This is a genomic window from Proteus sp. G2669 (assembly GCF_009915245.1).
Classification (GTDB): Bacteria; Pseudomonadota; Gammaproteobacteria; order Enterobacterales; family Enterobacteriaceae; genus Proteus.
In genome coordinates this window covers 1-6,861 of record NZ_JAABLX010000031.1, presented here as the reverse complement: position 1 = coordinate 6,861, position 6,861 = coordinate 1, and the positions used below count along the sequence as shown (strand labels likewise).

Here is a 6,861-nt window from a genome sequence, read left to right as displayed (position 1 = left end):
AAAATGGTTCGATGAAGGTAAAGGTTTTGGTTTTATTACTCCAGCTGATGGCAGCAAAGATGTCTTCGTACATTTCTCTGCAATCCAAAGTGATAGCTTCAAAACATTAGCGGAAGGCCAACAAGTTTCATTCACCATGGAAAATGGTATGAAAGGCCCAGCAGCAGGCAATGTGGTGGCTCTCTAAAGGCGCTATTACTATTCGCCTCTATTTTAAATGCCCAAGGTGCAGCAGTTCACAATATAGAACATCACAATTTGATGTCACAGTGAACAATCCACACGGCGCAAAATGTATTTTTTGCAAAAGTGTGATGACAGCACAAATGAGTTAAGCATTAAATAGTTGAATATACAAAACCTCGCTTCGGCGGGGTTTTTTGCTATCTACAATCCCATATTGGTCAAAGATAAAAAATTTAGATTTTAGGGCTTGAAAAATACTTGCTCGTTCATATTTATATTTTGGGTAAATAAGAGACCGCCCATAATTCACTAAATACTGAAGGAGGAGTTATATGCCTAACATTAAACCTTTTTCATTATTCCCAACATTATCTGACAACTTACTTTCAAATCGTTTTGATCAATTCGTACTGCTTAATATAGAATCGTATTTAGATGGAAATATGGCAAAACAGTCATTTACACAACAATCAGTTACATAATAGGCCTATCTTCAGAAAGAATGAGATGTCTGTGGTATTAATGTAAACTCTCAATTGAAAGTAAATTATTCTAAAGTATTCTAAAGCATACACTCGAAAACTAATGCTAGAACAAGCAGGAGTACTCCTGCACAATTAAGCTTGGGAGTTAGTATGCGAATCGAAAAAGTTCAAGTTGAGGGATTTCGCCTCCTCCAAAATATTGAAATTATGCTGGAAGATACTTCCACTGTGATCGTGGGACGTAATAACAGTGGAAAAACATCTTTTACTGAGATTTTTGAAAGATTTGCTAGTGATAACGGAGCACGATTCCGTCTTGAGGATTTCTCGCCTGTTCAGCGTAATAAATTTATCAATGCAAAAGAACTGAGGGAACAAGGTGCCAAAGCGGAGGATGTCCTCGCAGCACTTCCGACCATATCTCTCACACTTACCTTCCGTTACGACGGTACAGACACAAATCTTGGGCCACTTTCCCCGTTTATTATTGATCTTGATACAGATTCGACAACTGCGATCGTGTGTATTGAATACAAAGCGTCTCCAGCAACCTTCCATATTTTGTTTGATGTCCAACCGACCCCCGAAGGTCTTGAACCAAGGTCTTACTTCTTACGTTTATTGAGAGAAACTTTGCCCAAGGCATATGGTACTCATATTTCAGCTATAGACCCCACTGATCCTAAGAATAGACGTAGCTTTGATGGTTCTAGCAATTTAGCAACATTGATGCAATGCAATTTCGTTCGAGCACAAAGAACTCTCGATCATGACAAGCATGGAGATACAGATGTAATAGGTAAATTACTCAATACCCTTTTTAAAACAGCATCCACTCCGACTGCGACCACGAGAGATCAGGAACTTGCCGGAAAACTGAGACAGTCTGTTGAAGATGTTGAGCGCAGTATGCAGGGTAGTTTCGATGAAATGTTGAAAAATCTTCTTCCCGCGATGGAAGTTTTGGGCTTCCCTAGTCTCAACGACACAGAGCTACGCCCTGAAACTACATTGAACGTTGAGGCTCTCCTTACTGGTCATACAAAGGTTGTTTACACAGGTACTGATGGAGTTCATCTTCCAGAAGGCTACAATGGATTAGGTACACGTAACCTCATTTACATGCTATTGCAACTCGAAAGTTACCATAAATTATACCGTGCAAGATCTGTGTGCCCGGCTACACATCTTATTTTCATCGAAGAACCAGAAGCTCATTTACACCCTCAGATGCAAGAGGTATTCATTGCTCAGCTTAATGCAGCGATAAAAAAACTATCAGCAAGTTATCCCAATGAGCCAGTGTGGAATGTTCAATTCATTATATCTACACACTCCCCCCATGTTGCTAATGCAGCCTCCTTCGAGGCCGTGCGTTATTTTCTCAATGAAGCGCCGACCTCCAAGATATCTCGTCAGACAAAAGTTAAAGATTTCAAAAAAGGACTAGGATGCATTTCACCTGAAGATCAAGACTTTTTACATAAGTACATGACACTGACTAAATGTGATTTGTATTTTGCAGATAAAGCCATTTTGGTGGAAGGCACAACAGAAAGGCTTTTAATGCCCAAGTTATGTGAATTAGTCGATAAGTCTCTTGACGACAAACACAAGTTAGTCAGGCAGTACATAACTAATGTTGAAGTGGGTGGTGCTCATGCACACATTTTTTACCCATTATTGGATTTCCTAGAACTTAAAACGTTGGTCATAACGGATATAGATTCAATCAAGGCAGTGAAAAAAACAAATAAAAAAGAAAAAGAAATTACAGTTTGGGAAAAATGCCCTGTCGCAGATGGCCTGCGTACGTCTAATGAGGCAATCAAATACTGGTTTCGCCCCGAAGATATCCCAGATAACAAACAATGGCATATCACACCTGCTGAGCTACTTTCAAAAACATCTGAAGAGAAAATAAAAGGATCCCGACGTATAGCTTATCAAGTAGCAGAAAATCAAGAAACTGGCATCAGTGCGAGAAGCTATGAAGATGCGCTTATTTTGGCAAATCCAGCACTATTTACATGGACTGAAGAGCAAGATGTAGCGACTGAAGCATGGGAAATAGCCAAGACACTAGGGAAAGCCGATACAGCCTTGTGGTTCGCTATTCACCAAAAAGAATGGGTGGTACCGCGTTATATTCTTGAAGGTCTTACTTGGCTTTCAGAGCCACTTCCTCTACAGGAACAAGAGAATGAAGGACAACTCATTTCGGAGGCTGTATGACTAAAGGCAAAGATAATCCCGCGCTGATAGCTGCAGAAGAAACACAAAAAAAAATCAATGACGCTCTTGATGCAGGACAAAGCTTTCGACTGGAGGCGGGCGCTGGTGCTGGAAAAACCTATTCGCTTGTAGCAGCACTGAAGCGGTTGATTGAACAACATGGGCCGACTCTCGTACGGCATGGGCAAAAGGTGGCTTGTATCACCTATACCGAAGTTGCCCGAAATGAAATTGCACGGGAGCTTGAAGAACATCCTGCCATTCTGGTTAATACCATTCATGGTTTTTCATGGGCATTCCTCCGCACATTTCAGAAAGCGTTGCGTGAACTCTTAGGGGAAATGGAGGACAAAAAAGAAAAGATCGAGCAAGAAGGTGGTATTGGATCTAAGTCAGTGGAATATGACATGGGTTTCTTTAGTGTCGATGAGAACAAAATCTCGCTGAATCACGATGATATACCAAATATGATGGCAAAACTTTTGCAAAAGGATAAGTTTCGGCAGATTTTCAGCCAGCAGTTCCCTGTGATCTTTATTGATGAATATCAGGATACTAATCGCCAATTTATGGAAGCAATTACTGAATACTTCCTGAAACCAGCTAAGGGTCCCTTAGTAGGTCTTTTTGGCGATCATTGGCAAACTATTTATAGAAGTGAGTATGAACTTGCTAAGTATCCCATTAAAGAGATCACTAAAGGTTCCAACTTTCGTTCTGTCCCTGCAATAGTCAATGTATTAAATAAGTTACGACCTGAACTCCGTCAGGAAGTTCATAACCCTGAAGCAAAAGGCGAAGCTCGATTTTTCCACACTAATAACTACAAAGGAGAACGGACTAATGATCGACATTCTAAAGGAGATCTGCTAGACGATCTGGCTCGGCAGACACGTATAGCCTTGATGAAGAGACTAGAGGCTGAAGGTTGGGATTTATGTAAAACAAAAGTGCTCATGCTCACTCATAATGTACTTGCTGCTGAGCAGGGATATCCAGGTATCGTCAAAGTATTCAATGGAAGAAATGATCTTTTTGCCAAAAAAGAAGATCCTATTATCAAATTCTTTGCTGAAAATGTAGAACCTATGTGTGAAGCCTATTGCGAATCCCGCTATGGAGATTTATTTAGAATATATGGATCTGCACCAGCCATAACTCAACACCAAGATAAAGTTAGTTGGCGAAGAGATATGGATATTTTGAATACATTACGTGAAGAAGGTACTATCGGACAAGTCATTGATCACCTAAAAATTACGAAGCGTCCAGTTCTACCAGACCGTGTATTGCGTCGAGATGATGAATTTAATTCTTTGAATGGTGCTCCGGTGCCAGAGAAAGCATCTGGACTTAAGAGATACAGTAAACTTAGATGTGTCCCATATAAGGAAGTTATTGAAATAACTAAATTTATTGAAAAGCAAACATCTTTTGCAACACAGCACAGTGTCAAAGGGGCGGAATTTGAGAATGTTCTGGTTGTTTTGGGGGGAGGATGGAATCATTACAACTGGCCATTACTTCTAGAACTCATCAAAACTAAAGCTCTTACTGAAAGAAATATCAAAGGCTTTTATCGCGCACGTAACCTACTCTATGTATCTCTCTCCCGACCAATGGTAAGGCTTGCCGTACTGGCCACACAAACAATGTCAGATAAAGCTTTAGGAGCAGTAGAAGAACTTTTTGGAAGCGAAAATGTTGAAGGGCTAAACATCTAAGATAATAATATAAATAATTATTGTGGAATTATTTTGGCAATGAATTGATGGTAATTTAGTACTAAATCTAAGCATACAAGGACTTAAAGATATTTAACATGCCGCTATGTTTATACTGTCCGTTTCTGGTGCTGAAGGAAATATCTAAATTGTTAATATGAAGCCATCTCACAAAAAATAAAAAAATGCCGATACGCTAGGAGTCATATCGGCATATAAAATAAACGCAAGAAGCAATGTAAGTCATGTCGTACTAATTCGTATCAAACCTGTCAATTTGATACGTATGTAATGATAATTATTCTCATTAATATATTCAACCCTAAATTAAATAAGGTTACTTTGTAGCCTTTTCATCTACGTCGACCACAGAATCAACACCCACTTATACCGTTCTCACAAGAGTTGTGAGTCGGCACCTTATTAACTAAATAAATCGGTAAATGTTATGTCAAAAGAGATAAGCGAATTACAGTTTAGTCTTCACTATGCCTCAGAAACAGACAGTGAAAAGAATACCTCCGTCATTTTAACGGCGAATATCCATACGGCTGATAGTGAAACTCAACAACTCACACAACTAATTTGCACGACATCTCCCACAGGTAAAAAGCAATATCGAATCGGCACACAAAAGATTAATGATGCAGGTGACCCATTGCTGGTGGCGATTGAATCTTATTGGCGCAAAAACACGCAAGAGAGTTGTGTTTATTTGTTAGAGAAAGCGAAGCAATTTATTCAGGGACACTTACAACAAACGAATACATGGATATCCATGTACGGCCTTGTGATTGTTTCTAATGCGTCACTTGAAGAGCAGTTGCCTGAAGGTTTATTAAAGGTACTTAAAGTATCAATACCCGCCTAATTTTTTATCGTTTCATTTTTAACTCTCACACTAATCATCAACGGACACTCCTCTGAGGGTGACTATGCGTATGGATAAATTAACCAATGTTACTTACGGAACCGCAGGCTTAACGGCATTTTTTGCCAGTCTTTCGTTATATGAATGGGGATTTGTTATCGGGATGGCGTTTAGCATGGTTTTAGGTTTAGCCACTTATTTTATGACTCGTCGAGAGCAACGAAAACGCACTCAATTATTTGAAGAGCTTGTTCGTCATGTTGACCCACAAAACCCAACTGAAACCCTAAAAAGGCTTGCTGAATTAATGGTGAAAGCGCCAAAGGATATTTAATGTCTCTCAAACAGAAAATAGCGGCGCTAACAACTGCGGGAGCCACAGCAATCGCGTTAGTAGTAATAGCCCATTTTGAAGGTGTGCGTTATGAACCTTATCGTGATGTGGCAGGTGTTTTGACGGTTTGTTATGGGCATACAGGCAAAGACATTATTCAAGGTAAGAGATACACACAACAAGAATGTGATGCATTATTACAAAACGATTTTATTAAGACACAACGGCAAGTCGATGTATTAATCAAAGTACCACTCGATGACCACACCAAAGCCGCTTTATATTCCTTTGCTTTTAATGTGGGTACAACCGCATTTGCTCGCTCAACATTACTTAAGAAACTAAATGCGGGTGATAGAGCGGGTGCCTGTGAAGAAATGAAACGTTGGGTATATGCAGGCGGAAAGGTTTGGCGAGGGCTTGTCAGTCGTCGAGAGGCGGAGTCAGCACTATGTCATGGAAACCTTTAATCATCATTATCAGCTTTATCCTCATATTATTCATCACTGTCGTTGGTGGTATTTATCTCTTGATTGATAACACATGTACTAAAGATCACGTTAGTTTAGAAAAACGCTGTCAGATTGCACTCTCATATCATCGGTACTAATCATGAAATATGGAAAACTCTATGCCGTCATTGCGATGGTGGGCATTATTGTGGGTAGCTATTGGGTGATTAATTGGCAAGCTAACAGAATTACCACACTGACAGATACCAACAAAAAACTAACTGTGGCTCTCGAAGAACAGAAGTCTATTAATACTGATTATCAAGCACGCATAATGCGATTAAACCAACTGGATATTCAATATACGCAGGAGTTAGCGAATGCTAAGAAAGAAATTAGTCGCTTGCGTGATATTAGTGAGCGTCATCCTGAGCGGGTGTACATCAAAGCAGAGTGTCCCAAAAGCACAACCACTTCCGCCACCAGCTTGGCTTATGCAACCACCGCCCGACCTACTGACACCGCTATCCGAAATTATTGGTTACTCAGAGAGCGAATTGCAGAGTCAGAGCAA

The 6,861-nt window shown here is 40.0% G+C and carries 6 protein-coding genes and 4 pseudogenes; all 10 read left to right on the top strand.

Going from position 1 to position 6,861, the window contains the following annotated elements; genetic code table 11:
• Nucleotides 1-187 (top strand): cold shock domain-containing protein (locus GWI68_RS08930; protein WP_166540048.1); only part of this gene is annotated, 187 nt, incomplete at its 5' end.
• Nucleotides 171-317: pseudogene (locus tag GWI68_RS20290) on the top strand (cold-shock protein); the annotation flags it as partial. The gene GWI68_RS08930 and the pseudogene GWI68_RS20290, both read left to right, overlap by 17 nt.
• Before the next feature lie 201 nt (nt 318-518).
• Nucleotides 519-590, top strand: a pseudogene (locus GWI68_RS20630) (heat-shock protein); the annotation flags it as partial.
• Between the two features lie 231 nt (nt 591-821).
• On the top strand, nt 822-2,906 hold the full coding sequence (locus GWI68_RS08920; protein WP_166540047.1) for an ATP-dependent endonuclease: 2,085 nt from the start codon (nt 822-824) through the stop codon (nt 2,904-2,906).
• On the top strand, nt 2,903-4,630 hold the full coding sequence (locus tag GWI68_RS08915) for a UvrD-helicase domain-containing protein (protein WP_166540046.1): 1,728 nt from the start codon (nt 2,903-2,905) through the stop codon (nt 4,628-4,630). The genes GWI68_RS08920 and GWI68_RS08915 overlap by 4 nt, the downstream gene beginning before the upstream one ends.
• 448 nt (nt 4,631-5,078) lie before the next feature.
• Nucleotides 5,079-5,501 (top strand): hypothetical protein, encoded by a 423-nt coding sequence (locus GWI68_RS08910; protein WP_166540045.1) that lies wholly within the window; start codon nt 5,079-5,081, stop codon nt 5,499-5,501.
• A gap of 64 nt (nt 5,502-5,565) precedes the next feature.
• Nucleotides 5,566-5,835: a phage protein gene (locus GWI68_RS08905; protein ID WP_020946092.1), complete on the top strand. Its 270-nt coding sequence runs from the start codon at nt 5,566-5,568 to the stop codon at nt 5,833-5,835.
• A complete protein-coding gene (locus GWI68_RS08900) occupies nt 5,835-6,305 on the top strand; it encodes a lysozyme (protein WP_166540044.1) in 471 nt (156 codons plus the stop codon). The genes GWI68_RS08905 and GWI68_RS08900 overlap by 1 nt, the downstream gene beginning before the upstream one ends.
• Nucleotides 6,306-6,447: 142 nt before the next feature.
• Nucleotides 6,448-6,798 (top strand): annotated as a pseudogene (locus GWI68_RS08895) (lysis system i-spanin subunit Rz); the annotation flags it as partial.
• A pseudogene (locus GWI68_RS20280) lies at nt 6,782-6,861 on the top strand (hypothetical protein); the annotation flags it as partial. The pseudogenes GWI68_RS08895 and GWI68_RS20280, both read left to right, overlap by 17 nt.